Here is a 25,105-nt window from a genome sequence, read left to right as displayed (position 1 = left end):
ACAGTCTGGCACGTCGCGCAGAGCGGCCGCCGCTGCCCTGCCGTCGTCCCGCTTTCCGGAATTTCGCCTCGCGCGCGCGTCGCCATCCCCAGCCCCCGCCCACCTCAGGGGAAGAGGATGGGGACGTTACGCCTTGTCAAGCCGTGATGGCTCAGTTATCCACAGGCGCGGGCCGCGGCCGCCCCGAGCAGTGCGCTGCGCATTGCCTCTTCCGGGGCCGGGGTGACGCCGGTGAACTGCTCGAACTGGCTCAGCGCCTGGGCCAGCAAGAGGTCAAGACCCGAAATCACGGGTACGCCGTGAGCCAGCGCGTCGGCCGCCAGGGGCGTCGGCCACGGGTCGTAGATCGCGTCGAACAGCACTGTGCCGTCGCGCCACGCCACCGACCCGGCCAGGTGATCGCTCGCGCCTTTGGGAACCGTTGAGATGACCGCGTCGGCCTGGAACGTCTCGGGCGCGCGCTCCCACGGCACGCTCAGCAGCGTGATGCCGAGCGCATCGGCGGCCGGCGCCAGCCCCGCAAAGGCTTCGAGCCGGCGGGTCACCACGGTAACGGCCGACGCGCCGAGCTGAGCGGCCGCCGCCAACGCGGCCCGGGCGGTGCCGCCGCCGCCGAGCACGGTTACCGAGGGGGCGGGCTTGAGGCCCGCATTTTGCAGCACGCGCACTATGCCCGGCACGTCGGTGTTGTCGGCCTGCCAGGTTCCGTCCTCCCGCCGTACGAGAGTGTTGGCCGCACCAATCGCCACCGCGACCGGCGTCGCCACCGCGGCCAGTCGCAGAGCCTCTTCCTTGAGCGGCATGGTGAGCGACAGCCCGGCCCATTCCGGCCCGAGACCGCCGACCAGCGCCGCCAGGCCGGGCTCGGCGCACTCGACGGCCGAATACGACCAGCCGGACAGCCCCGCCGCGGCGAAGCCGGCGTTGTGGATCACCGGCGACAGCGAGTGGGCGATCGGCTGGCCGCACACGGCAGCCCGGCGAATCGGAATCACGCCGACCAGATTAGTCGCACTGCAGCTTGATGCCGTTGGCGCACGCCTTGTCGATGTTGGCCTCGTGCTGGGCGTCGGTGACGGCGAAGGCTGAGTTGCCCTTGTTGTCGACGGCCACGAAGAACAGCCAGGGGCCGGTGGCCGGCTTCATGGCGGCCTCCAGCGCTTTCCGGCCCGGGTTGTCGATCGGACCGGGTGTCAGCCCGGCCTGGCTCACCGAGTTGTACGGGTTCTTGGGGTCGTTCAGCTCGGCCTTGGAGAGCTGGCCGGAGTGCTTGGCCGCGCTGCCCTTGAGCTGGAGCCAGTAGTTCGCGGTGACGTCGAACTGCAGCGGCATCGCCGGCTTCTGCTTGTACGTGCGGTTGTAGGCGACCCGGGCGATCTTCGGGGTGTCGGGGTCGGCGCCGGACTCGGCCTGGGCCAGCGACGCCACGATCAGCGCCTCGAACGGCGAGACCGCGAGGTTCTTCTGCACCGTGTCGACGAAGCCGAGCTCGGTGGTCGTGTCGAGGAACTTGGCGATCATCACCTCGAGCACGCCCTTGGCATCGAGCTTCGGGTCGAACTCGTACGTGTCCGGGTAGAGAAAGCCCTCGACCGTCTTCTTCGCCGGCTTGTTGTCGCGGCGGTTGAACCAGAAGTCGGGCACGCCCAGCTCGATCGGGTCCTTGGCGGCCTCGACGAAGTCGTCGTACGGGATCTTCGTGGCCTTGGAGAGCAGGTCGAACGTCTGCATCATGGTCAGACCCTCACGCAGGGTGACACCACGGGTGACGCGCGTCTTGGGGTCGAGCAGCAGCGTCACGGCGCTCTCAGCCGACATCTGCTTCTTCAGGTTGTACGTGCCGGACTGGATGTTCTTGCCCTTGGGGTTCTCGTCCGCGGCGTTGACGAAGGCCTTGGTGCTCTTGACGACGTCGGACTCGACCAGCGTGTTGCCGATGTCGGTCAGGGTCGCGTTCTTCTCGATCGTGACCTGGATGGCCTCGCCGCCGGCGCCGTCGTAGTCGGCCGCCGTGAAGAAGCCCTTGACCTTGTTGTAGCCGAAATAGACCCCACCACCGAGCGCGGCCAGCAGGACAAAAGCCATAACAAAGGCGATGCCGGACTTGCCCGTGCTCTTCTTGGCACCACGGGCGCCCCGCCGGTGGCGAGGCTTGCCCTTCTCGGCATGCTCGTCGAACGCCAGGTCCAGCTCGTCGATCATCTCTGCCTCCGCTGCGCGTCCAGCCAGCTCTGCAGGATCTCCACCGCGGCCGCCTGGTCGACGACCGCCCGCTGGCGCTTGCCCCGGACGCCACGTTCGGCCAGCCTACGGGTCGCAACCACGGTCGACATCCTTTCGTCCGCCAGAGCGATCGGCACTTCGCCGACCGCCGACGCCAGTCGCCCAGCGTACGCACGAATGTCGATGGCGGCAGGTCCCTCGGCCCCGTTGAGGCGGACCGGAAGCCCCACCACGATCTGCACCACCTCGTGTTCCCCCACGAGGCGGACGAGCTCAGCTATGTCGCCGGGCACGGCATCGTCTGCCGCGCCCATGTCACGGGGCACCGTGACCAGGGGGGTGGCCAGGATCCCGTCAGGGTCACTGATCGCAACCCCGACGCGCACCTTACCGACATCGACGCCCAGTCGCCTACCCCGCGACAGTGCGCTCATCCGGCCACCCTCCGTAGTCCCGTCCGACCACCCCGACCACCGTTTCGGGCCGGACCGAACGATGAGCTTACGCGGCGGCCTCGTCCACGGCCTTTTCGACCGCCGCCAGAAGCACCGGAACCTGGTCGGCAGGCAGCCCGCCGCCCTGGGCCAGGTCGGCGTTGCCGCCACCCCGGCCGGACAGCGCGCCCTTGACAAGATCGGCCGCGGAGAATCCACGGCTCTTCGCCGCCGCGTTGATCGCCACGATCAGCGACGCCTTGCCGTTCGAGCGGGCCGCCACCGCGACCACCGCGGGACGAGCCGCGTCGATCTTGCCGCGGATCTCCTGAGCCAGGGTACGAACGTCGTTGCCGGCCGCGCCCTCGGGAGCCTCGGTGCCGACGAACGCGACACCGCGCAGATCCTTCGCCTGGGCCGCCAGAGTGCCCGCGCCGCCCAGCACCATCTGGGCGCGCATCTTCTCGAGCTCCTTCTCGGCGTCGCGCAGCGCGGTGACCGTCTGCTCGACCCGGTCGGCCACCTGGTCGCCGGGCACCCGGAACAGCTCGGCCAGGCGGCTGACCAGCAGGTGTTCCTTGGCCAGGAAGCCGAACGCGTCGATGCCGACCAGTGCCTCGACCCGGCGCACACCGGCGCCGATCGACGACTCGTTGAGGATCTTCACGAGCCCCAGCTGACCCGAGCGGGCGACGTGCGTGCCACCACACAACTCACGTGCGTAGTCGCCGACTTCAACCACACGGACCTCATCGCCGTACTTCTCACCGAACAGCGCCATCGCACCCAGCCGGCGCGCTTCCTCCTGGGAGGTGATGAACGCGTGCACCTCGAGGTCCCGCAGCAGCACCTCGTTGACCTGCTGCTCGACGTCGTTCAGCACCGCGGGCGAGACGGCCCCGGGGGTGTTGAAGTCGAACCGCAGGCGGCCCGGCGCGTTCAGCGAACCGGCCTGGGTCGCCGACTCGCCGAGGAAGGCGCGCATCGTCTGGTGGATCAGGTGGGTCGCCGTGTGCGAGCGCGAGATCGCCTTGCGGCGGGTCACGTCGATCTCGGCCTCGGCCGATTCGCCCGTACGCACCTCGCCGCGGATCACCCGCGCCTTGTGCACGATCAGGCCCGGCAGCGGCTGCTGGACGTCGACGATCTCGAGCTGGCCGCCGCCGACGTTGATGACGCCGGTGTCGGCCTGCTGGCCACCGCCCTCGGCATAGAACGGCGTGGTGTCGAGCACCAGCTCGACGAAGTCGCCCTCGCCGGCCACCTCGACCGCGCCGCTGCCACCGATCAGCGCCCGCACCCGCGACTCGCGCTGCACCTCCTGATAACCGGTGAACTCGACCGGACCACCAAGATCCAGAGCGTTCCGGTACGCGCTGAGGTCGGCGTGTCCCGTCTTGCGGGCCGCCGCGTCGGCCTTCGCGCGCGACCGCTGGTCGGCCATGAGCCGGCGGAAGCCGTCCTGGTCGACCTCGAGGCCCTGCTCCTGCGCGATCTCGAGGGTCAGGTCGATCGGGAAGCCGTACGTGTCGTGCAGCTGGAACGCCTGGTCACCGCTGAGCTTGGCGCCGCCCGACTTCTTGGTGTCGGTGATCGCCGTGTCCAGGATCGTCGTGCCCGCGCGCAGTGTGGACAGGAACGCGTCCTCCTCGGCGTACGCGTACGTGGAGATCCGGCCGAACTCCTCGGCCAGCTCCGGGTACGACGGCGCCATGCAGTCGCGCGCCACCGGCAGCAGCTCGGGCAGCGCCGGCGCCTGCCAGCCCAGCAGGCGGATCGAGCGGATGGCCCGGCGCATGATCCGGCGCAGCACGTAGCCCCGGCCCTCGTTGCTCGGCGTGACGCCGTCGCCGATGAGCATCAGCGCGGTGCGCACGTGGTCGGCGATCACCCGCAGGCGTACGTCGTCGGGGTGGGACTCACCGGCCACGTGACCGGAGTGCGCGCCGTAGATCTTGCCGGTCATCTCGGCCGCGCGGGCCAGGATCGGGCGGACCTCGTCGATCTCGTACAGGTTGTCGACGCCCTGGAGCACCGACGCGACGCGCTCGAGGCCCATGCCGGTGTCGATGTTCTTGTTGGGCAGCTCGCTGACCACGGTGAAGTCGGTCTTGGAGCGCACATCGGTGATCTCGTACTGCATGAAGACCAGGTTCCAGATCTCCATGTAGCGGTCCTCGTCGACCGCGGGGCCACCCTCACGGCCGTACTCGGGACCGCGGTCGTAGAAGATCTCGGAGCACGGGCCGGCCGGGCCCGGGATGCCCATCGACCAGTAGTTGTCCTTCTTGTCCCGGCGCACGATGCGGGACTCGGGGACGCCGATCGCCTTCCAGAACCCGTACGCCTCGTCGTCGTCGAGGTAGACGGTGGGCCAGATCCGCTCCGGGTCGAGGCCGTAACCGCCCGCGGTGACCGGGTTGGTGACCAGCTCCCAGGCGAGCTTGATCGCGCCCTCTTTGAAGTAGTCGCCGAACGAGAAGTTGCCGTTCATCTGGAAGAACGTGCCGTGCCGGGACGTCTTGCCGACCTCGTCGATGTCGGGCGTGCGGATGCACTTCTGCACGCTGACGGCACGCTTGAAGGGCGGGGTGCGCTGACCCAGGAAGTACGGCACGAACTGCACCATGCCGGCGTTGATGAACAGCAGGTTGGGGTCGTCGATAGCGGGCAGCGGGGCACTCGGCACGACCGTGTGCCCGTTGGCCTCGAAATGCGCCAGATAGCGCCGCTTGATCTCCGCCGTCTTCATCGGTTCCCCTCCTGGCCGTCCTGGCCGTCCTCGTCCTCGTCCTCGTCCTCGTACAGCTCACCCTTGGCGAACGCCTCGTTGATCTGTTCCTCGCGATCAGCCGCGAGCACGCGGACGTCATCCACGAAGCTACGCACCGACTCGACCACGCCGCCAGCGGATTGCGACAAGGAGGTGGCGATGCCGGTGGGGGTGAACTCGTTCGCCTTCTGGGTCAGCTTGCGGACGACGATCGCACCGACGGCCAGGCCCACGCCCAGCCAGAGCAGCCGCTTCATAGCGGGTGGTTCCCTTCTGAAGAGTTCTGACGCAACCGTGCGTCTTCTGGCGCAGCCGTGCGTCTCAGCGACGGGCGGCCTTGCGGCGCTGCTTGAGGGTCTCGCGCACCTCGCGCGCCTCCTCGGCGTTGCGGCGGGCCGCGACGGTCTTGCGCAGGCCGTACCCGAACGAGGCCACCTTGACCAGCGGGTTGGCGGCGGCCGCGGCGACGACGGTGGACAGGTTGGCCACGTTGGCGGTGACGTGCGCGGCGTGCTCGGTGATCGTGTCGACCTTGGCGAGCTGCACGTTCACAGTGTCCAGTGAGACCTGCGCCTGCCCCAGGGTGGCGTTCACGCTGCGGACGGTCTCGTTCACGTCGGTCAGCAGCGGGCCCGTGCGGTCGGTCACGTCGTTGATCGCGCGGGTGGCGGCGTCAACCGTCCGGCCCAGCTTCAGGATCGGCACGGCGAGCACGATGACGAGCATCAGAAAGGCGCCCGCCGCGATCAGGCCTGCGATTTGTCCGGCGTCCATCAGGCGCGTCTCCCTTACAAGGTCACTATTCGGCGTGGCAACGTGCAGACCCTACCGTCCGTGACCGCAGCCCGCGTCACGACGCCGTGGGTGTCGGCTCCAGGAGCGGATCTTCCGTGATGACCGTGTCGGGAGTCTCGCCGATGAGCGGACTCTTCTGCGGGTCCGGCTTGCCGCGGGAGTCGGCGATGGCGTTCTGCACCTTGATGCTCACGGCCGACCCGACACACTGGCCTTTGGCCGGTGCCGGCGGCGCGGTGGCCCCGGCCACGGACGGATCGTTCGCGGCGACCTGGTCGACCTGGCACTCGGGCTGGCTGACCCGCAGGTCCAGTGTGAACTCGTCGCGCTTGAAGCAGCTGTAGGTGGTGCTGTCGCCCTCAGGGATCGGCACCTCGGGGCACTCCACGACCTTCCACGGCGCCCATCCGGCGCTGGTCAGGGCCGAGGTGTACGCCGCGGTCGTCTCCGGGATGGACCTCTGCGACTCGGCGGTGCGCTCCCGGAACGTGCAGTCGATGAAGCACCACCGGCTGCCGTCGCTCTTGTCGTCGACCTTCTGCTCGGCCCACGCCGGAACCTCGAGCGAGTCGAGCGAGCCGAAGACCGGGTCGCTGCTCGCGGTCCGCAGCCCGAAGAAGGCGGGCAGCACGACCAGCACGACGACCGCCAGCGACACCAGGGTCACCATGCGTAGCTTGCGCTGGGTGCGCAGTCGTTCCAGGAATCCGCCGCCGCGCTCGTCCTCGTCGCCCGCTTCGGCGGCGACTCTCGCCGCGGCGGCTCTGGCGCCGATCACGGGCGAGCTCACCCGGGCCGCGCCGGCTTCACCCCTGGGGGGTACGCCGTCCGCGCCCGCACCACTGTCGACCGCAGCCCGTCCGGGCGCGTCCGGCCGCGCGACAACCGCCGCAGCCCCCACGCGGGCGGCTGCCTTGGCCGCCCCCGGACCGCCGACGGAGGCCGCCCCGACCGACGCCGCACCGGCCGCACCCCGGGCCGGACCGCTTCTGGCCGAGCCGGCTGCTGCCGCCGATCCGCCCGTTCCCGGGCCGCTCCTTGCCGAACTGCCTGTTGCCGGGCCAGTCCGTGCCGCACTGCCGGGCGTGCTCCTTGCCGCGCTGCCGGGTGCTCCGCTGCGAACGGCCGCCGATCCTGCGGCGCCACCAACCGAAGCTGCGCCGCTGGCCGGGCCACCGACGGAGGCCGCACCGCTGGCTGCGCCACCCACACTCGCCGCGCCTACCGAAGCTGCGCCGCTGGCCGGGCCACCTACCGAGGCCGCACCACTCGCCGAGCCGCCTACCGAGGCCGCACCACTCGCCGAGCCACCCACCGAGGCTGCACCGCTCGCCGAGCCACCCACCGAGGCTGCACCGCTCGCCGAGCCACCCACCGAGGCTGCGCCGCTCGCCGGGCCGCCCACCGAGGCTGCGCCGGCGGCCGCCGCACCGGCGATTCCGCCGACCACTGCAGCACCGGAGGCTCCGCGCGCACCCAACGCGTGCGCACCCGAGGAACCGCTACCCGGCCCGGAAGAACCGCCCGGGCCCATGCCGGCCGGAGGCAGGCTGACGCTTGGCGATCCGCGGCCGGCCGTTCCCCGGCCGCCCGGACCCTCACCGCTGGACTCGCCCGCGCGGCCTCGCCCGGCCGGGGGCAACGCGGCCCGGGGCGGCTGCCCCGGAACGGCCTGGGCCCGCGACAACTGGCCGTACTCGCCGGGAACCCGGTCGGGCTCACCGTGCCGTGGCCGCTCGAAGTCGTCCTGATCGGCCTCGCCCCGCGGCGCTCCCGGAACACTGCCGGCGCGCGAAAGCTGACCGTACTCACCCGGAACCGAGCCGTGGGCGTCCTGGCTGTGGGCCGGCCCCTGCGGGGCCTGTCCGTAAAGACTCTGTGCCTGCCCCCCGGGGCTCTGCCCATGCAACGGCTGACCGGCAGGATTCTGCCCGTGCAACGGCTGACCGGCAGGATTCTGCCCGTGCAACGGCTGACCGGCAGGATTCTGCCCGTGCAACGGCTGACCGGGAGACGTCGGCCCGACGGGCGGCGATACCGGACGGACAGGTACGGCGCCCGTGCCCATCCCGGCCCGGCCCGGCCCTTGCTGTCCCGCCCGACCGCGGCCCTGTGGCTGACCGCCGCCCTGCTGGTTAGCGCTCTGCTGGTTGCCTCGCGGACCGGCCCGTCCGGAACCCTCGCCCGGCCGAGCGACAACACCGGACGTGTGCCCGGCCATCGCCCCGGCCCGTCCGGGAACCGCGGGCGCCCGGACGCCTTCGCGCCCCGGCACGACCGGTGGCACAACAGCCGCGCCCCGCGCCGGCCCGGCGCCGCCAGGCGGGGTTACGGGAAAGCCTCCGGTGTGCCCGGAAGTCCCGGCGCCGCCCGGGCCACGCCCGCCCTGAACACGCCCCGTGGATCCACCACGCTCACCGGTGCCGCCCTGACCGGGGCCATCGGGCCCACGCCCGCCAGAACCGCGCTGACCGGGACCGTCAGACCCACGCCCGCCAGGACCGACCTGGCCGGGGCCACTCGCACCGCCATGACGCCCACCGGGGGCATCCTGATCGAGTCCGGCCGGGCCGCCACGGCCCTGAGGCCCGCGGCCACCCTGCGCCGGCACGTTGCCGCGGCCACCGCCATGCGGCCCGTCCTGCTCGGTGAAGTCCGGTGCGCTTCCGAAGGCGCCCGAGTCACCGGACCTCCGGCCGCGCTTCCCCGCATCCGGGGTGCCGTGCCGTCCGGTCCGCTCACCCGGGCTGTCCTCGTCGCCACGACCGTGGCGCCCGGCGATCGGCCCGCTCCCGCTGCCGGCGCCGGTGTAGCCGGGCCCGCCGCCCGGAAAGGCCTGACCCGGAGCACCGGACACGGGCCGCCCCGCCCCAGCCCGGCCGTAGTCACCGGAGGTCGAGCCGCGCTCACCAAAACCGCCCGGCTCACCGGAAACCGGCCGACCGGCACCGCCGTACTCGCCCGACGCGGGCCCACGCCCGCCGAAGTTCGCACCATCCGCACCCGACACGGGCCGCCCCGCGCCGCCGTATTCACCCGGCCCGGCTGCCCGCCGACCGGAGTTCTCGTCGCCGGGCGCACCCGACACAGGCTGACCGGCGCCATGCCTACCGACGTTCGCGCCGTCGGGTCCACCTGACACGGGCTGCCCCGCGCCGCCGTACTCGCCCGGCCCGGCTGCTCGCCGACCGGAGTTCTCGTCACCGGGTGCACCCGACACAGGCCGCCCGGGCGCAGAACCATGCCGGCCGAAGTCGCTCCGGGGCGCTCCCGAAACCGGGCGGCCAGACCCGCCGTGTTCACCCGGCGCCGGTGGGCGCCCGCCGAAGTCCGCACCACCGGGCGCACCGGACACGGGACGCCCCGCGCCGCCGTACTCGCCCGGGCCGCCCGAGACAGGCCGGCCGGAGCCGGTGTCGGGTCCACCGAACTCCGCTCCAGACACCGGCCGCCCGGCACCGCCCGGCGGCGGGCCGTCGGCGCGGAAGCGGTCACGACCGCGGGTCGGACTGCCCGGGGAGACGGGCCGCGAAGCCGGGGACACCGGCCGGACCGAAGGAACCTCGGGCGCGTTGCCGGAGGCGGGCACGATGGGCCCGGAAGTCATGCCATCGAAGCCGCGCGGGTCTACACCCTGTCGGCCCGGGACCCGTCCGCTCGGCATACCCGGTGCTGCCTGCGGCGGCGGCCCTCCGTGCTGCGGGGAACCCGGCTGAGAGCCGCCATACTGCGGAACCCCGGGCTCGACGCCGCCGTACTGCGGAGCCCCGGGTTGAACGCCGCCGTGCTGAGGGGCTCCGGGCGGAGGACCCGCCTGAGCCGCACCACGCTGGGGTGGGCCCGGCGGAGGACCCACCTGGGCCGCGCCACGCTGCGGAGCACCCGGCGGAGGACCCACCTGGGCCGCGCCACGCTGCGGAGCACCCGGCGGAGGGCCGGCCTGGGCCGCGCCACGCTGGGGTGGGCCCGCCTGGGCGGCGCCCTGGGGCGGCACGCCGGCCCGGCCCGGAGCGGCCTGGCCCGGGACGGGACGCGCTCCGGAGACCTGGCCGGGCTGGCGGGGCGGCGGAGTCGGGCGACCGGGCGCTGGCTGTTCGTTGTTGCCGGGCGGCTGGCCGGGGGTCGCGTCGGCGTCCAGGGCGGGGAAGCTGTCGTCCGGTTTGTCGTCGGGGCCGGGGGCCATCCGGCCCGATTTGCTGTAGCGCGTCTCGCCGGCGAGCGTGCCGGGGCCGATCGCGCCGCGCTGTTCCTTGGCCGTGCGCAGGTCGTCGAGCCAGCCGGTTTCCTCCTGGCCGATGACCTCGGGTTCGATCGGCTCGGCCGGGCGCCCGCGGCCGAATCGGCGTCCCTTTCGACCGCCGGCCTGCTCGTTGCGCAGGTCAGCGTCGTCGTCGGGCCGATCGGCACCGCGCGGGGTCACGGCTGTTCCTTTCCGGCGGCGGAGCCGCTGTCGTCGGACCGTTCTGTGCCGGTCGGGCCCGGATCGGCGACGCTACCAGCCCGGGCTGTGGTCGCGCTCCCATCGGAGGCGGCGGCCCCGGGATCGGCGCCTGTCGGGCCGGGCCCGTCCTGCGCCGGATCAGCCACGACGGGGGGTGGTGACTTCTCCGGTGTGATGTTCGCGGCAAAGCGTCCCTCATCGGCGGCCGGGGCACCACCCACCGCGCGGTCTGTCCCGGTTGCCGGGGCATCCCCCGTACGCTGCGTGTTTGCCCGGCCACGGACGATGCGCCGCAGCCGGGGCACCCGCTCGCCGATCGCCCGTTCGGCGCCGTGGTCGGTCGGCTGGTAATACTCCGCGTCGGCCAGATCGTCGGGCAGATACTGCTGTTTCACCACCCCGCGGGGGTCGTCGTGCGGATAGCGATAACCCCGGCCGTGCCCTAATCCGCGCGCGCCGGGGTAGTGCGCGTCGCGCAGGGCGGAGGGCACCGCACCACCACGGCCGGCCCGGACGTCGGCCATGGCAGCGCCGATGGCCGTGGTGACGCTGTTGGATTTCGGGGCGGTGGCCAGGTGCACCACGGCCTGGGCCAGGTTGAGCCCGGCCTCGGGCAGACCCACGTTCTGGACGGCCTGGGCCGCCGCCGTCGCGACCAGCAGCGCCTGCGGGTCGGCCATTCCCACGTCCTCGCTGGCGAAGATCACGATGCGCCGCGCGATGAACCTCGGGTCCTCGCCCGCGACCAGCATGCGAGCCAGCCAGTGCAGGGCCGCGTCGGGGTCGCTGCCGCGCATGCTCTTGATGAAGGCGCTGGTCACGTCGTAGTGCGCGTCGCCGTCCCGGTCGTAGCGGACGGCCGCCACGTCGACCGCCTTCTCGGCCGTGGCGAGGTCGATCTCGGCCACGCCCTGGGCGGCCGCCGAGCCGGCCGCCGCCTCCAGGGCGGTGAGCGCCTTGCGCACGTCGCCCGCGGCCAGGCGTACGAGGTGCTCCTCGGCCTCGGCCGACAGCGTGACCGCGCCGCCCAGCCCGCGCTCGTCGGCGACCGCGCGGCGCAGCAGGCCGCGCACGTCGTCGTCGTCGAGCGCCTGCAGGGTCAGCAGCACGCAGCGCGACAGCAGGGGCGAGATAACCGAGAAGTACGGGTTCTCGGTGGTCGCCGCCAGCAGCGTGACCGTCCTGTCCTCGACGGCGCCGAGCAGCGAGTCCTGCTGGGTCTTGCTGAAGCGGTGCACCTCGTCGATGAACAGGACCGTCGGCGGGCCGCCGTAGCGGCGCTCGCGGCGGGCCGTGTCGATCACCGCGCGCACGTCCTTGACCCCGGCCGACAGCGCCGACATGGCGATGAACTTGCGGTTGGTCGCGCCGGCCACGAGGTGGGCGATGGTGGTCTTGCCGGTGCCGGGCGGGCCCCACAGGATCACCGACATGGGGCTGGCCCCGGTCACGAGCTGACGCAGCGGGGCACCGGGCGCGAGCAGGTGTTCCTGGCCGACCAGCTCGTCGAGCGAGGCGGGTCGCATGCGTACCGGCAGCGGGGAGTCGGCGGCCGGGGAGCTGAAACCGTCCGCCGGGCCGGCGGGCTGAGTGGCGCCACCAGGCTGCGCCAGGGAGAAGAGGCCGTCTGATTCCATCGGTGGAAACAGTACCGGCCCGCCGGAACGGGATGCTGAATCCACGTGGCGGCGGGCCGGGTGCGAGCCGTGCCAGGCGGGGCGCCGGTGGCTCGCGGAGTGGTGGCGCGGGGCGGGTTCAGCCGCGGCCGGGGCGACGGCCGTAGAAGCGGCGGCCCGAGGTGCCGTTGCCGGCCCGCGGCCCGCTGCCCACACCGGCCAGGTACAGGGCGAGCAGCAGCAGACCGAGGGAGGCCATGGTCTGGAAGTTGAACAGGTCGGGGGCGCCCAGGTTGGTGTCGAGCAGGTCCAGCAGGAGCCAGACCCCGAAGACGACTGCGGCGGCGATGGCAAGCATTATGTTTTCCTCCGAGGGGTGAGAGCCGTGTCACGCAGATACCCCGCAGCCGGTCCCGCGCAAACTCCACCCTGGAGTGGGTGATCAAGGCAACGCATTGACCGCCTTCGCGATCAGCAGGACGGCGATGAGCAGCGCGATGGCCGATTCCAGGGCCATCGCGGACTTGGCCCACCGCGACAGCGGCAACGTGTCGGTCGGGCTGAACGCCGTCGCGTTGGTGAAGGCGACATAGAGGTAGTCGAGGAAGTACGGCTCCCAGTCCTTGGACGCGAGTTGCGGCGAGGTCATCGGCGGGAACAGGAAGTCCGGGTACGGGTCCTCGCCGCGCGCCCGCCGGGCCGGGCCACCGCGGTCGAGCTCCCAGAACCACACCGCGAAGGACAGCACGTTCAACACGTAGATGGCGCCGCCGACGGCCACCAACTGGCTCGCCGAGCCGGTGTCGTGCCCGGTCAGGATGTCCCGTACCAGCATCGCCACCGACCACACGTTGCCCAGGCTGGCCACCACGATCAGGCCGAGACCGACCAGGCGCAGGACCGGGGTGTCCCGCTTGATCCGCTTCGGATCGGCCGCGACCAGCACGACCGCCATCACGACCTCGATCGCCGGCAGCAGCCAGCGCGGCCCCATCGTGAGCCGGTCGGGCAGCATGATCTGGATCGCGACCATCACGACGACCGCGAGCGCGGCCGGCCAGCGGGCTTCCGGGTCGGTGGGCCGGCGCCAGGCGGGCTGCTCCCCGGTCACCGGGCTCAGTCCGCGAGCTTGAAGAACAGGTCGGTGCGCCACTTGTGCAGGTCGGGCTGCTCGGCCGGGTCGGTCAGCAGCACCTCGAGGCGGCAGCCCCACACCTCGCCGGTCGGGGTGGGCTGCATGTCCCACTCGAGGCCGCGGTCGCGGGCCCAGTCGAGCATGCGGGCGGTGACCGCCATCAACTCGTCCGGATGGCCGACGTGGCTGACCGTGACGTAGCGACCGGCGGGCAGCGTCTCGACGAACATCGGGGCGGGCGGCTCGATCGGGCCGGCTATCGGGATGCCGGCCTCGATGACCAGGTCGGCCGACATGTCGATGACCCGGTAGCGGAAGAACGGCGCGCCCGCGACCGCCGCGCCGCGCTCGCCGAGCCGGGCGAACATGGTCGGCAGGTGGTCGGCGACCCGCGCGAACTGCGTCATGGTGATCGACTCGCGCCGGCCCACGTACACCTGCGCGGGTCTCTCGACAATCGTCGGCTCCACCCGGCCAGTCTCACAGCCGCGGCGATCAGCCGCACGCCGACCCGCTGACCTGGCCGGTCGCAGAGCCCGGCGAGCAGCCGCAGCCGACCCGCCGACCCGGCCGGTCAGCTGCCCCGGCCTGGTCAGACGCCCTCGGAGACCGGGCGCAGCCGGGTGCGCAGCACCGAGCGGGCCAGCGACGTGTCGAGTTTGACGTCGAGCGGGCGCGGCCCGAGCCCGGCCTCGGTGCTGATCCCGACGGGCAGAGCCGACGGGTCGAGCCCGTGCGCGCGGGCGATCAGGCTGCCGAACTCGACCCGCGAGACGGCCTCGGGCCCGGCCACGTCGAGGACGCCGGCGAACCGGGAGTCGGCCAGTTCGAGCAGGGCGCCGGCCAGGTCGTCGACGTGGATCGGGCAGCGAATCTCGTCGGTGAACAACGTGCCCGGCTGCCCGTCGAGGAGGCCCCGCACGAACCGCTCGAATCGGCCCTCGCCGTTGCCGTAGATCAGCGACGTGCGCACGATGACCGCCGACGGGTCGATCGCGGTCACCGCTGTCTCGGCCGCCGCCTTGGCCGCGCCGTAGAGGCTGACCGGCGTCGGCGGGTCGTCCTCTGTGTACGGCGCGGGACGGCCGGCGTGCAGCGCGTCGGTCGAGACGTGCACCAGCCGCGCTCCGACGGCAGCGGCCTCGGCAGCCACGGTGGCGGCCCCGTCGGCTGACACTGCCCAGCCGCCCCACGTGCTGTTGATGACCAGCTTCGGGCGTACGGCCGAGATCAGCGCCCGCACCGCCTTGCGATCCGTGACGTCCATCGGCACCCAGCCCCCGGACGCCGTGGTGGCTGTGCCCACCACGGCATGACCGGCGGCCGTCGCCTGACGGGCCAGAACGGAACCGAGGAAACCCGATGCGCCGACGAGGAGAGTGCTCATGCCTCGATCAGATCAGTTCGAGCGCTCCACGGGAACAGCCTGGCCGTCGGTGCCGGGCGTGCCGGCCGTGGGTTTGGGCTTGGCGTCGATGCCGGCCTCGAGCCGCTGCTGCGCCGTGATCGGGGTCGGCGCCGTGGTCAGCGGGTCGTAACCGCCGCGGGTCTTGGGGAACGCGATGACCTCGCGGATGGACTCGTTGCCGCTGAGCAGCATGCAGGTGCGGTCCCAGCCGAGCGCGATGCCGGCGTGCGGCGGGGGGCCGTACTTGAACGCCTCGAGCAGGAAGCCGAACTTGTCCTGCGCCTCTTCCGGCGTGATGCCGAGCAGGTCGAAGACCCGGCTCTGCACGTCGGCCCGGTGGATACGGACGCTGCCGCCGCCGATCTCGTTGCCGTTGACGACGATGTCGTACGCGTAGGCCAGCGCCTGGTCGGGCGCCTCCTCGAAGCGGTCGAGCCACTCGTCGTTGGGCGAGGTGAACGGGTGGTGGACCGCCGTCCAGCCGCCCTCGTCGGTCTTCTCGAACATCGGGGCGTCGACGACCCAGCAGAACGCCCAGGCCGACTCGTCGATCAGGCCGGACCGCTTGGCGATCTCGATGCGGGCCGCGCCCAGCAGTTCCTGCGCCTCGCGGCGCTCGTTGGCGGCGGCGAAGAAGATCGCGTCGCCCGGCTTGGCCCCGACCGCGTCGGCCAGGCCGGCCAGGTGGGCCTCGGAGAGGTTCTTGGCGACCGGGCCGCGGGCCTCGCCGGTCTCGGCGTCGAGCACCACGTAGGCGAGACCGCGCGCGCCGCGGGCCTTGGCCCAGTCCTGCCAGCCGTCGAGCTCCTTGCGGGTCTGCGCCGCGCCGCCGGGCATGACGACCGCGCCGACGTAGCCGCCGGCCGCGATGGCGCCCGCGAAGACGCGGAACTCGGTGCCCTGGAGGTACGAGGTGAGCTCGGTCAGCTCGACGCCGTAGCGCAGGTCGGGCTTGTCGGAGCCGTAGCGGTTCATCGCGTCGGTCCAGGTGATCCGCGGGATCGGCAGCTGCACCTGGTAGCCGGCGAGTTCGCTCCACAGCCGCGAGACGATCTCTTCGCCGAGGGCGATGATGTCGTCCTGGGTGACGAACGACATCTCGATGTCGAGCTGGGTGAACTCGGGCTGCCGGTCGGCGCGGAAGTCCTCGTCGCGGTAGCAGCGGGCGATCTGGTAGTACCGCTCCATGCCGGCCACCATGAGCAGCTGCTTGAACAGCTGGGGCGACTGCGGCAGGGCGTACCAGGTGCCGGGCTGCAGGCGCACGGGCACCAGGAAGTCGCGGGCGCCCTCGGGCGTCGACCGGGTCAGGGTCGGCGTCTCGATCTCGTTGAAGTCGCGGGCGTGCAGCACCTCGCGGGCGATCTGGTTGGCCCGCGAGCGCAGGCGCAGCGCGTTGGCCGGGCCGGAGCGGCGCAGGTCGAGATAGCGGTACTTGAGCCGCAGGTCGTCCGACGCGGTGATCGTGTCGTCGACCGGCAGCGGCAGCGGGGCGGCCTCGGAGAGGACGGTGAGCTGCGACGCCGCCACCTCGATCTCGCCGGTCGCCAGCTCGGGGTTGGCGTTGCCCTCGGGCCGCGCCGACACCTCGCCCACCACGAGCACGCAGAACTCGTTGCGCAGCGCGTGCGCGTCCTCCTCGCGGAAGACGACCTGGACCACGCCCGAGGCGTCACGGAGGTCGACGAAGATGACACCGCCGTGGTCGCGCCGGCGGGCGACCCACCCGGCGAGCGTCACCGTCGTGCCGGCGTCGCTTGCGCGCAGGGTGCCGGCGTCATGGGTACGAATCACGGGAAGGACTCCTCACAAACGGTCTGGGGCGCACCCGACATTCTGTCAGGGGCGCCCGCGGCGACCGCCGTCAGCCCGCGACTTTCCACGAGGTGGCCCGCATCCCGGCCGTACCGGTCGCGCCCACATCCACGATCTCGACCAGCACCATGCGGGCCGGGGTGGCCGCGGTCAGCACACAGAGAACGGTCCCCTTGCGTACGGGAACACTGGCCCCCGGCCCGATCGGGCTGGTCCGGATGGCGCGGGCGCACCCGGCCGCGTCGAGGTCCCGGCTGCGGACCTGACTGCCGCCGGCCGCGCCCGGCCCGAGCACGAGGCTCGGTGGCTGGTCCCCGCAGCGGCTGTCGTACCGCAGGTCGCCGGCCTTCTCGGCGGCGTTGGAGCGCGGCTCGTCCAGGTCGAGGAAGAGCACCGCCGAGCACCCCACCTGCACCCGCAGCGGTTCCTGGGCGTACGAGACATCGAAGCTCTCCGGCCCCGGCGGCGCCTCCGCCACCGGCGCGGGCTGTTCCATCGCGACCCGGGCCAGGTTCGACGCCCGCCACGAGACGAAGATCGCCACCCCGGCCACGTTCAGCGCGAACAGCGCCACCAGCGTGGCCACGAAGGCCGCCCCGCACCGCCGGCCGGACCGCCCGCCGATCCGTTCGGTCGGCCCGTCCGGGATCGGCGCCCCGGGATCGTCCGGGCGCGGTTTGGCCGGGTTCAGCGGGTAGGGGTCGCGGGCCTTGGGCGGCGTGTTGCTGGTGGCGCGAAATGTCGACATCGGCGGCTCCGAACGCTCGGCAAACCGGATGAAGCGACCCTAAGCCGCCTAAACGCCATCCCTCTATCCCCTGGCCAGGCGACTGACCGAGGCCAGCACGGCCACCGCCCGGGGTATGGCGGCGTCGCTGATGTTGCCGTAACCGAGAACCAGCCCCGGCGGGCCGGGCGCCGTGCGGTAGTCGGCCAGCGTCATCACGCCGGCGCCGGCGGAACGGGCCGCGGCGGCCACCTCGGTCTCGTCCAGACCGGGCCACGAGCAGACCACGTGCAGCCCGGCCGAGACGCCCTGCGTCGTCGCACCCGGCAGGTGACCCGACAGCTCGGCGATCAACAGGTCGCGACGGGCGCGGTAGCGCTGACGAGCCCGGTGCAGGTGCCGGTCGTAGCGGCCGGCGGCCACGAACGAGGCGAACGCGGCCTGGTCGATCACCGACGGTCCCGGGCCGGTCTCCACGGCCGTACGCCAGGCCGGCGGAACCACCGCCCAGCCGACACCGACCGCCGGGGCCAGGGTCTTGTGGGCCGAGCCGACCAGCGCCACCCGATCCGGGTCGAGGCCCTGCAGGCAGCCCACCGGCTTACGGTCGTAGCGGAACTCGCTGTCGTACTCGTCCTCCACGATCAGCCCGTCGACGACGCGGGCCCAGTCGATCAGCGCGGCGCGGCGGGCCGGCGACAGCACCGCGCCGGTCGGGAACTGGTGGGCGGGCGAGAGCAACACCGCCCGTACGCCGGAAGGAAGCTCAGCCACCCGCAGGCCGTCGCCGTCCACCGGAACCGGCCGAGGCCGCAGGCCGGCCGCCGTCACCGCCGAGCGCAGCGCGCCCCACCCCGGGTCCTCCACCGCGATCTCGCGATGCCCGGCCGCCGCCAGCCCCCGGCACAGGCGGCCGACGGCATCCCGGATGCCCGCGCAGATCATCACCGCGGAAGCCGTCGTGACCGCGCCCCGCGAGCGAGCCAGATATTCGGCCAGCACGGCCCGCAGCCCGGGCAGACCACCCGGCGGCGGATGGCCGAGGTCGGCGTCGGCGGCCGCCCGGGCCAGCGCGTCCGCCCACTGGCGACGCGGGAAGGCCCGCAGATCGGGCAGCCCCGGGGCGAGGTCGAACCGCGGCCGGACCGCCGTCGCCGCCACCACCGGCGGCGACGGTTCGGGGCCCGCGGACCAGCGCACCCGGGTGGCCGAACCGGTCCGGCCGCTCACGTAGCCCTCGGTCGCCAACTGCGCGTACGCCTGCGTGACGACCCAGCGCGAGCAGCCCAGCGCCGGCGCGAGCAGACGGCTCGGCGGCAGCGCGGCGCCGGTCGGCAGCTGTCCGGCGCGGATCGCCGCCCGCAGCGCCGTGGCCAGCGCGACGTGCCGCGGGCCCTGGGCGGGCAGGTCGAGCAGCGTCTCCCAGGCCGAATTGGTACGGGATTCCGGCATGACAACGGATCGTACGACCGGACCGATACGGCCCTAGGCTCGGCCGCATGCGCTATCGATTTCTGGGACGCACGTCGCTGGCCGTGAGCGAGCTCTGCCTGGGGGCCATGACCTTCGGGCGGGAGAGCGACGAAGAGACCAGCCACCGCATGATGGACCGGTTCGCCGAGGCCGGCGGCACGTTCCTCGACACGGCCGACGCGTACGGGGCCGGCCGCTCCGAGGAGATCGTCGGCCGGTGGCTCAAGCAGCACGACCGCGACGACTGGGTGATCTCGACCAAGGTGCGCTGGGGCCCGGGCGGCAACCGCGAGGGTCTGGGCCGCAAACACGTGATGACCGCCGCCGAGGGCAGCCTGCGCCGCCTGGGCACCGACCACATCGACCTCTACCACGTGCACGGCTGGGACCCCGCCGCACCGGTGGACGAGGTCGTGCGCACCCTCGACCTGCTGGTGACCAGCGGCAAGGTGCGCCACCTGGCGGTCAGCAACTGGGCGGCATGGCAGATCCAGAAGGCGCTGGGCGTCGCCGACAAGCGCGGGTGGGAGCCGTTCGCCGCGATCCAGCCCCGCTACAACCTGCTCGACCGCGAGTTCGAGTGGGAGCAGGGGCCGCTGGCCGCCGACGCGGGCCTGGGCGTGCTGCCGTGGAGCCCGTTGCGCGGAGGCTGGCTGACCGGGCGCTACCAGCGGGGCGGGTCGGCGCCGGCCGGGAGCCGCGTCGGCATGGCCGAGAGCGAGAACTGGGGCGAGCGGTGGGCGGTGTACGACAACGACCGCACGTGGCGGGTGCTCGACGAGTTGGCCGCGGTGGCGCGGGAGGCGGGCCGGGAGCAGGCACAGGTGGCCCTCAACTGGCTGCTCGGCCGCCCGGCTGTCACCGCGCCGATCATCGGGGCGCGCAGCATGCAGCAGCTCGAGTCCAATCTGGGCGCGACCGGCTGGGATCTTGACGCGGCGCTGGTGGAGCGGCTCGACGCGGTGACCACGGTCGACCCGCTGCCGTTCCCGTACGACACGCTGGCCTTCAGCACCCACAGTCCCGCACGCGGGTGACCGTCACGCGGGCACGAACCAGCCGTCGCGCAAAACGGGCACCACCCGGCCCGCGCCGACGGCCGCGGCCACCGTGACGTCGCCCGCGAAGCCGTTGACCCGCAGCTCGCGACCGCTCACCGACTCCGGCAGGGCGGTCGCGAGCCGGTCGGCCACGCCGCGGTAGGCCGCGACCGCGGTCAGCGCCTCGGGCGAGAACCCGGCCCCGCCGTCCGCCTCGGCCAGCGCGGCGAGGAACGCGCCGGCGCCCCACAGGTCCTCGACGGCCGGCCGCAACGACCCGTCGGGCCACCGCTCGCCCGCCGCTACCACGGCCACCGGCCGGCCCGCGGCCCGCTCGGCCACCCACTCGGCCGCGACCGCTGCGTTGCGCAGGCACACCCCGACGACCGTGGCGCCGGCGTCGGCCAGCCGCGCCGAGATCGCCGATCCGTTGGGCGAGGGCAGCACCAGGCGGTCGATCTTCGCGGCCTCCAGGTCGGTGTTGAGGATGCTCTCGGGCGACAGCGTGATCTGCCCCGGCCCGGCCTGCGATCGCAGCACGGCCAGCATCGCCCCGTGCAGCCGGGCCACCGCCACCGCCGAGTCGTCGCGCCAGCGGTACGGCAGGACGCTGATGCCCTGCTCGATCGCCACCGTCAGCGTGGTCGTGAACGACAGCACGTCCACCACGGCTACGTAGGCCGCACCCGGCGCGACCGCGTCCGCGCCGACCGGCCCCCAATCGAACCGGACCCGGAAGACACCCTGCCCATCAGCGACAGCCATCGATCCTCCTTGCTCGCAGTCCGCCGGCGGAGACGAGATCAGAAACAGGTGGCCAGCACGTCCACCACGCGGCGGTCCGCGTCGACCACCGGGATGTGCCGCCACTTGTCGAACGCCGTGCACGGATGCGAGATTCCGAACCGCACCAGGTCGCCCGGTTCGAGCCGGGCGTCCCCGATGGACAGGTACGTGTGGTGGTCGTTGAGCTTGGTCACCTCGAGACCGGTGGCCGGCGCCGACGTGCCGTCCGGCCGCCTGATCTCCATCGGCACCGGCAGTCCCTCGTCGAACGGCGCGTCCCGCTTGCCCATCCCGGCCAGGGCCAGCCCCGGCTCCGGCGTCGAGATCACCTGCGCCCACAGGTCGAGCGCCGCCGCCAGCGGCCCCTCGCCGGGCACCCGCAGGAACGGCGTCCGCTCCCGGTAGAACCCGTCGTCGTGGGTGACCGACGCCCCGCTGCGCAGCAGGAGCAGGGCGTCGACGTCGATGCGGGCGACGACCCGGTCGAACCACGCGCTGCCACCGGCCGACAGGATCGGCCGCTCCGGCAGCAGCCCCGCGTCCCGCAGCCGGACGAACCCGGCGACGACCTGGTCCAGGAAGTCGTCGACCTCGCGCTCGCTGCGCAGCTGACCTTCGTACGCGGTGAGACCGGCCAGTTCGAGGCCGGGCGCCGCCGCCACGGCCCGGGCCACCTCTTCGAGCTCGCCCAGCGTCCGGACCCCCGTACGCCCGTGGTCGTGCCCCAGCTCGACGAGAACCCGCAACCGGCCCCCGGCCCGGGCTGCGGCGGCCACCCCGGCGACCGAGTCGACCTGGAACCAGATCTCGTCCGGCCCGGCCAGCCAGCGCAGGGCCGTCGGGTCGAGCACCTCGTTGGCGATCAGCACCCGCGGCACGCCCAGCTTGCGCAGCACGAGCGCCTGGTTCGGGGTGGCCACGGTCAGGCCCCACGCCCCGGCGTCCAGCTGCCGGGCGAGCAGTCCGGGCGCCATGGTCGTCTTGGCGTGCGGGGCGAACTCCCACCCGTGCCGCCGGGCGTACGCGGCCATGGTCGCGATGTTGGCCTCGGCCGCGTCCCGCCGCAGCACCAGCAGCGGCCAGGTGAACAGCCCGCCGAACAGGCTCGGCTTCGCATCCAGCGGGAACGTGCCCTCGGGCAACCAGAATCCCTTGCTCCGCCAGTCGGGGATCACCTCAGGAACGTCCATCCACAACCTCGATCCCCAGGTCGCCGAGCGGTTCCAGGGCGTTGAGCACGCCGGTCAGCCGCTTCTCCTCACCGATGAAATGCGTCTCCAGCACCGCGCTGAGCCCGTCCAGCTCCTCGTGCGTGGTCGCCGACTCCAGCCGGTGCACCATCCCCCCGATGATCTCGTGGTCGCGTCGCAGGTCACCCAGAAAATCAGCCAGTTCCGGATGCCGCTCGGCCAGCAGCGGGAACACTGTCGCGTCCTCGGCTGTGTGGTGTCTGGTCACTGCCGTGCACAGAGTCAGGCAGTGCAGCCGCAGGTCGCGACCCTCGTCGAGCGCGTCGTAGAGGTCGTCGACCATCTCGCGCAGGCGCAGGTGCGCGCCGATCAGTTGGTTCCCGTAGGCGCGGAACCGAGTCCGCTCATCGTCGTAACCCATGCTGACGCCAGCTCATCAGACCGGTTTTGGTGAGTCAACGCCCTTCGTCATCTCGGCCGGGTCGAGGCGCTTTGTCATCTCGGCCAGCTCGGCCAGGCGGTCGGGCAGCTCGCGGGGGTTGCCCGGCGCGTCCGGGCGCGCGTCCCACGGGCGCGGCCCGCTCGGTGGGCGGTAGTTGACCCCGAGCGCGTCCAGCCGCTCCAGATGCGCGGGCAGCCGGGTCTCGAACGACTCGTACGACCGCCCCGGCGGGTCCCACACCGCCTCGGCGAACGCGCTCAACCGCGGGTACGTCATGTAGTCGACCTGGCGGGCCGTCTCCATGTGCTCGGTCCACACGTTCGCCTGCCCGCCCAGCACCAGTTCCCGTTCGGCCGGCGACAACCCTTCCGGTACGGCCGAGAACGCGTACACGTCGGCCAGGGTCAGCCGGGTGCCGACCGGGGTGGGCTCGCCCGGGTCGTCCGACTGGCGGTAGTCGAGGTACGCCGCGATGTCCGGGCAGGCCACGACCTGGTGCCCACGCCGGGCCGCGACCGTGGTCGGGCTCTTCCCGCGCCAGGCGGCCACCACCGCGCCGGCCGGAGCGCCACCCTCGAGGATCTCGTCCCACCCGTAGATCCGCCGGCCCCGCGCTGCCAGGTGCGCGGCCATCAGCGCGGTGAACGCCGGCTGCCGGTCCTCGCCCGCCCATTCGTCGCGCGGGCACTCGTCGCCGCCGATGCCGATCAGCTCCGACGGGAAGAGCTCGCACAGCTGATCGAGCACGGCCCGGCAGAATTCCAGCGACCGCTCCCCCAGGTTCAGCACGTGCGACGAGATGCCCCAACCGGTCCGCACGCCGCCGGCGAAACCGTTGCCGAGCTCCGGGTACGCCGCCACGGCGGCCTGCATGTGGCCGGGCATGTCCACCTCGGGCACGACCCGGACGTGCCGCTCCCCGGCGTACGCCACGATCTCGCGCAGGTCGTCGGCCGTGTAGAAGCCGCCATGCGGCCGCCCGTCGTAGCGGGCGTGCTGCCGGGCGCCCAGCATCGACTCGGCCCGCCACGCGCCGACGTCGGTCAGCCGTGGCCACCCGGGCACCTCGAGGCGCCAGCCCTGGTCGTCCGTGAGGTGCAGGTGCAGCACGTTGAGCTTGTGGAAGGCGGCCAGATCGACGAAGCGCAGCACGTCCGGCACGGGCATGAAGTGCCGGGCCACGTCGAGCATCACGCCCCGCCAGCCGAACCGCGGCCGGTCGGTGACGGTGCCGGCCGGGACCAGCCAGCCGGTCGGACCGGCCCGGCGCAGCGCCGCCGGTGGCAGCAGCTGACGGAGCGTCTGACCGCCGTAGAAGACGCCGGCCGCTGACCCGCCGGTGATCCTCAGCCTTCCCGAGGCGCAGCTCAGCTCGTACGCCTCGGGAACTAGAGCCCGATCGACCCGCAGGCTCACGCCGCCCCCGCCCGGCGGAAGCGGGCAGCGCAGCGTGGTGCGAAGCCAGGAGGCGACACCGCCCAGTTCCGCCGGAGCGTCCAGCGGCGTCTCCGCCCCCAGGGCGAAAGCACCCTCGGCGGGACGGACCGAGACCGGCTGCGGGATCATGATCAGCAGCCTAGATTCGAGTAGGGTCGGCCGGGGAGGTGGCGTGACCTACGACCTGCTGCTGGCCGGCGCAGAGCCGTTCGACGTGGCGGTCACCGGCGGGGTGATCGCGGCGGTCGGCCCGTCCCTGCCGCGCGACGCCCGGGTCGTGGCCGACGTGACCGGCCGGCTCGTGACACCCGGGCTCATCGACCTGCACACCCACGTCGGCCCCGGCTACTGGGGCATCGACCCCGACCCGATCGCCTGGCGCACCGGCGTCACCACCTGGGTCGACGCCGGCTCCACCGGGGCCTACACGCTCGACCTGCTGCGCCGCACGTTCCGCGAGGTGCGGGTGCCGGCGCTGCTCAACATCTCGGCGATCGGGCTGACCGGGCGCACCGGCGAGAGCCGCGACCTCACCAACTGCGACGTGCCGCTGGCCATCGACACCGTGCAGCAGCACCGGTCGCTCGTCCGCGGCATCAAGGTGCGCGTCGACCGCGAGACCGTCGGCGGCAACGGCGTCGAGCCGCTGCGCCGCGGCCTGGCCGTCGGCGACGCCTGCGGGGTGCCGGTGATGGTCCACATCGGGACGACGCCACCCGCCCTCGACGAGGTGCTCGACCTGCTGCGACCCGGCGACCTCATGACGCACTGCGCCAGCGGCCTGGCCTCCCCGCTCGGCCCGGCCGTGCGCGCCGCCGTCGACCGGGGCGTGCTGCTCGACCTTGGGCACGGCTCGGGCGCGTTCGCTTTCGACGTGCTCGAAAGGCAGTTGGACCTCGGACTGGCGCCGCACACTGTCTCGACCGACCTGCACTGCCGGTCGCTGCCCGGCCCGGTCTTCGACCTGCCGACCACGATGGCCAAGCTGCTCGCCATCGGGATGCCCCTCACCGACGTACTGGAAAAGGTGACCGCGGCCCCGGCCCGCGCGCTCGGTCTGCCGGGCGGCTCCTTGACCGTGGGCGCTCCGGCCGACCTGGCCGTCTTCGACGTCCGCGCCGAGGAACACGAGGTCGTCGACTCCCACTTGCAGGTGCGCCTTTCCCCGGTACGGCTGGTGAACGTCGCCACCTACGTTGGCGGACGCCTGCTGCCCCCGTCCTGGCCGCAGGACCCACCGCCGTGGGTGGCACTCACGCCCACCCAGCACGAGGCTCTCGCCCGGCGCACACGGCAGTTGCGTGAGCTGCTGAACGACCCGCTCGTCGACGCTTCCGGACTGGCCGAACAGTTCCCACGCAAACCTTAGG

At 72.8% G+C, this 25,105-nt stretch carries 22 protein-coding genes; 3 read left to right on the top strand and 19 right to left on the bottom strand.

The window, feature by feature from the left end; all coding sequences use genetic code 11:
• Positions 1–155 precede the first annotated feature (155 nt).
• The 7 genes from LXN57_RS16180 to LXN57_RS16150 all read right to left on the bottom strand — a co-directional run bounded on the left by LXN57_RS16180 (position 156) and on the right by LXN57_RS16150 (position 7,003).
• Positions 156–995: a shikimate dehydrogenase gene (locus LXN57_RS16180; protein WP_251798984.1), complete on the bottom strand. Its 840-nt coding sequence runs from the start codon at positions 993–995 to the stop codon at positions 156–158.
• Between the two features lie 10 nt (positions 996–1,005).
• The gene (gene mltG, locus LXN57_RS16175; RefSeq protein WP_251798983.1) at positions 1,006–2,202 is read right to left on the bottom strand and encodes an endolytic transglycosylase MltG; all 1,197 of its coding nucleotides are present in this window, start codon (positions 2,200–2,202) and stop codon (positions 1,006–1,008) included.
• The gene (gene ruvX / locus LXN57_RS16170; protein WP_251798982.1) at positions 2,199–2,657 is read right to left on the bottom strand and encodes a Holliday junction resolvase RuvX; all 459 of its coding nucleotides are present in this window, start codon (positions 2,655–2,657) and stop codon (positions 2,199–2,201) included. The genes mltG and ruvX overlap by 4 nt, the downstream gene beginning before the upstream one ends.
• Before the next feature lie 67 nt (positions 2,658–2,724).
• The gene (alaS, locus tag LXN57_RS16165) at positions 2,725–5,409 is read right to left on the bottom strand and encodes an alanine--tRNA ligase (protein ID WP_251798981.1); all 2,685 of its coding nucleotides are present in this window, start codon (positions 5,407–5,409) and stop codon (positions 2,725–2,727) included.
• Positions 5,406–5,687 (bottom strand): hypothetical protein, encoded by a 282-nt coding sequence (locus tag LXN57_RS16160; RefSeq protein WP_251798980.1) that lies wholly within the window; start codon positions 5,685–5,687, stop codon positions 5,406–5,408. Before LXN57_RS16160 ends, alaS begins: the two co-directional genes overlap by 4 nt.
• A gap of 64 nt (positions 5,688–5,751) precedes the next feature.
• Positions 5,752–6,204, bottom strand: a complete 453-nt coding sequence (locus LXN57_RS16155; protein WP_251798979.1) for a DUF948 domain-containing protein — start codon at positions 6,202–6,204, stop codon at positions 5,752–5,754.
• A 76-nt stretch (positions 6,205–6,280) separates the two neighbouring features.
• Positions 6,281–7,003 (bottom strand): hypothetical protein, encoded by a 723-nt coding sequence (locus LXN57_RS16150; protein ID WP_251798978.1) that lies wholly within the window; start codon positions 7,001–7,003, stop codon positions 6,281–6,283.
• A gap of 1,125 nt (positions 7,004–8,128) precedes the next feature.
• On the opposite strand from LXN57_RS16150, the gene LXN57_RS16145 reads away from it, so the two are divergent.
• A complete protein-coding gene (locus LXN57_RS16145; protein ID WP_251798977.1) occupies positions 8,129–9,364 on the top strand; it encodes a hypothetical protein in 1,236 nt (411 codons plus the stop codon).
• Between the two features lie 1,277 nt (positions 9,365–10,641).
• On the opposite strand, the gene LXN57_RS16140 is transcribed toward LXN57_RS16145, so the two are convergent.
• The 8 genes from LXN57_RS16140 to pdxR all read right to left on the bottom strand — a co-directional run bounded on the left by LXN57_RS16140 (position 10,642) and on the right by pdxR (position 18,819).
• Positions 10,642–12,303 (bottom strand): replication-associated recombination protein A, encoded by a 1,662-nt coding sequence (locus tag LXN57_RS16140; protein ID WP_251798976.1) that lies wholly within the window; start codon positions 12,301–12,303, stop codon positions 10,642–10,644.
• 118 nt (positions 12,304–12,421) lie between these two features.
• Entirely contained in the window at positions 12,422–12,640 is a 219-nt protein-coding gene (locus tag LXN57_RS16135) for a hypothetical protein (RefSeq protein ID WP_251798975.1), read from the bottom strand.
• An 84-nt stretch (positions 12,641–12,724) separates the two neighbouring features.
• Positions 12,725–13,393: a hypothetical protein gene (locus tag LXN57_RS16130; protein WP_251798974.1), complete on the bottom strand. Its 669-nt coding sequence runs from the start codon at positions 13,391–13,393 to the stop codon at positions 12,725–12,727.
• 5 nt (positions 13,394–13,398) lie between these two features.
• Complete coding sequence (locus LXN57_RS16125) at positions 13,399–13,887, bottom strand: GyrI-like domain-containing protein (protein WP_251798973.1); 489 nt, start codon at positions 13,885–13,887, stop codon at positions 13,399–13,401.
• Between the two features lie 122 nt (positions 13,888–14,009).
• Entirely contained in the window at positions 14,010–14,804 is a 795-nt protein-coding gene (locus LXN57_RS16120) for an SDR family oxidoreductase (RefSeq protein WP_251798972.1), read from the bottom strand.
• 12 nt (positions 14,805–14,816) lie between these two features.
• On the bottom strand, positions 14,817–16,619 hold the full coding sequence (aspS, locus tag LXN57_RS16115; RefSeq protein WP_251798971.1) for an aspartate--tRNA ligase: 1,803 nt from the start codon (positions 16,617–16,619) through the stop codon (positions 14,817–14,819).
• A 70-nt stretch (positions 16,620–16,689) separates the two neighbouring features.
• Complete coding sequence (locus tag LXN57_RS16110) at positions 16,690–17,388, bottom strand: hypothetical protein (protein WP_251798970.1); 699 nt, start codon at positions 17,386–17,388, stop codon at positions 16,690–16,692.
• A 63-nt stretch (positions 17,389–17,451) separates the two neighbouring features.
• Complete coding sequence (gene pdxR, locus LXN57_RS16105; protein ID WP_251798969.1) at positions 17,452–18,819, bottom strand: MocR-like pyridoxine biosynthesis transcription factor PdxR; 1,368 nt, start codon at positions 18,817–18,819, stop codon at positions 17,452–17,454.
• Between the two features lie 47 nt (positions 18,820–18,866).
• Between pdxR and LXN57_RS16100 the strand changes: the two genes are divergently transcribed.
• Positions 18,867–19,877: an aldo/keto reductase gene (locus LXN57_RS16100; protein ID WP_251798968.1), complete on the top strand. Its 1,011-nt coding sequence runs from the start codon at positions 18,867–18,869 to the stop codon at positions 19,875–19,877.
• Positions 19,878–19,880: 3 nt separating this feature from the next.
• Here the strand turns inward: LXN57_RS16100 and LXN57_RS16095 are convergent, their stop codons facing one another.
• The 4 genes from LXN57_RS16095 to LXN57_RS16080 are packed head-to-tail and all read right to left on the bottom strand — an operon-like array spanning position 19,881 to position 23,864.
• Positions 19,881–20,645: a 2-phosphosulfolactate phosphatase gene (locus tag LXN57_RS16095; RefSeq protein ID WP_251798967.1), complete on the bottom strand. Its 765-nt coding sequence runs from the start codon at positions 20,643–20,645 to the stop codon at positions 19,881–19,883.
• Positions 20,646–20,683: 38 nt separating this feature from the next.
• Complete coding sequence (locus tag LXN57_RS16090; RefSeq protein WP_251798966.1) at positions 20,684–21,856, bottom strand: alanine racemase; 1,173 nt, start codon at positions 21,854–21,856, stop codon at positions 20,684–20,686.
• Positions 21,843–22,277, bottom strand: a complete 435-nt coding sequence (locus LXN57_RS16085; protein ID WP_251798965.1) for a hemerythrin domain-containing protein — start codon at positions 22,275–22,277, stop codon at positions 21,843–21,845. The genes LXN57_RS16090 and LXN57_RS16085 overlap by 14 nt, the downstream gene beginning before the upstream one ends.
• Positions 22,278–22,292: 15 nt before the next feature.
• The gene (locus LXN57_RS16080) at positions 22,293–23,864 is read right to left on the bottom strand and encodes a beta-N-acetylhexosaminidase (RefSeq protein ID WP_251798964.1); all 1,572 of its coding nucleotides are present in this window, start codon (positions 23,862–23,864) and stop codon (positions 22,293–22,295) included.
• A gap of 43 nt (positions 23,865–23,907) precedes the next feature.
• Between LXN57_RS16080 and LXN57_RS16075 the strand changes: the two genes are divergently transcribed.
• A complete protein-coding gene (locus LXN57_RS16075; protein WP_251798963.1) occupies positions 23,908–25,104 on the top strand; it encodes an amidohydrolase family protein in 1,197 nt (398 codons plus the stop codon).
• Position 25,105 lies beyond the last annotated feature (1 nt).

This window comes from Paractinoplanes hotanensis (genome assembly GCF_023717965.1).
Taxonomy (GTDB): Bacteria; Actinomycetota; Actinomycetes; order Mycobacteriales; family Micromonosporaceae; genus Actinoplanes; species Actinoplanes polyasparticus.
This window is presented reverse-complemented; position numbering and strand designations above follow the sequence as displayed.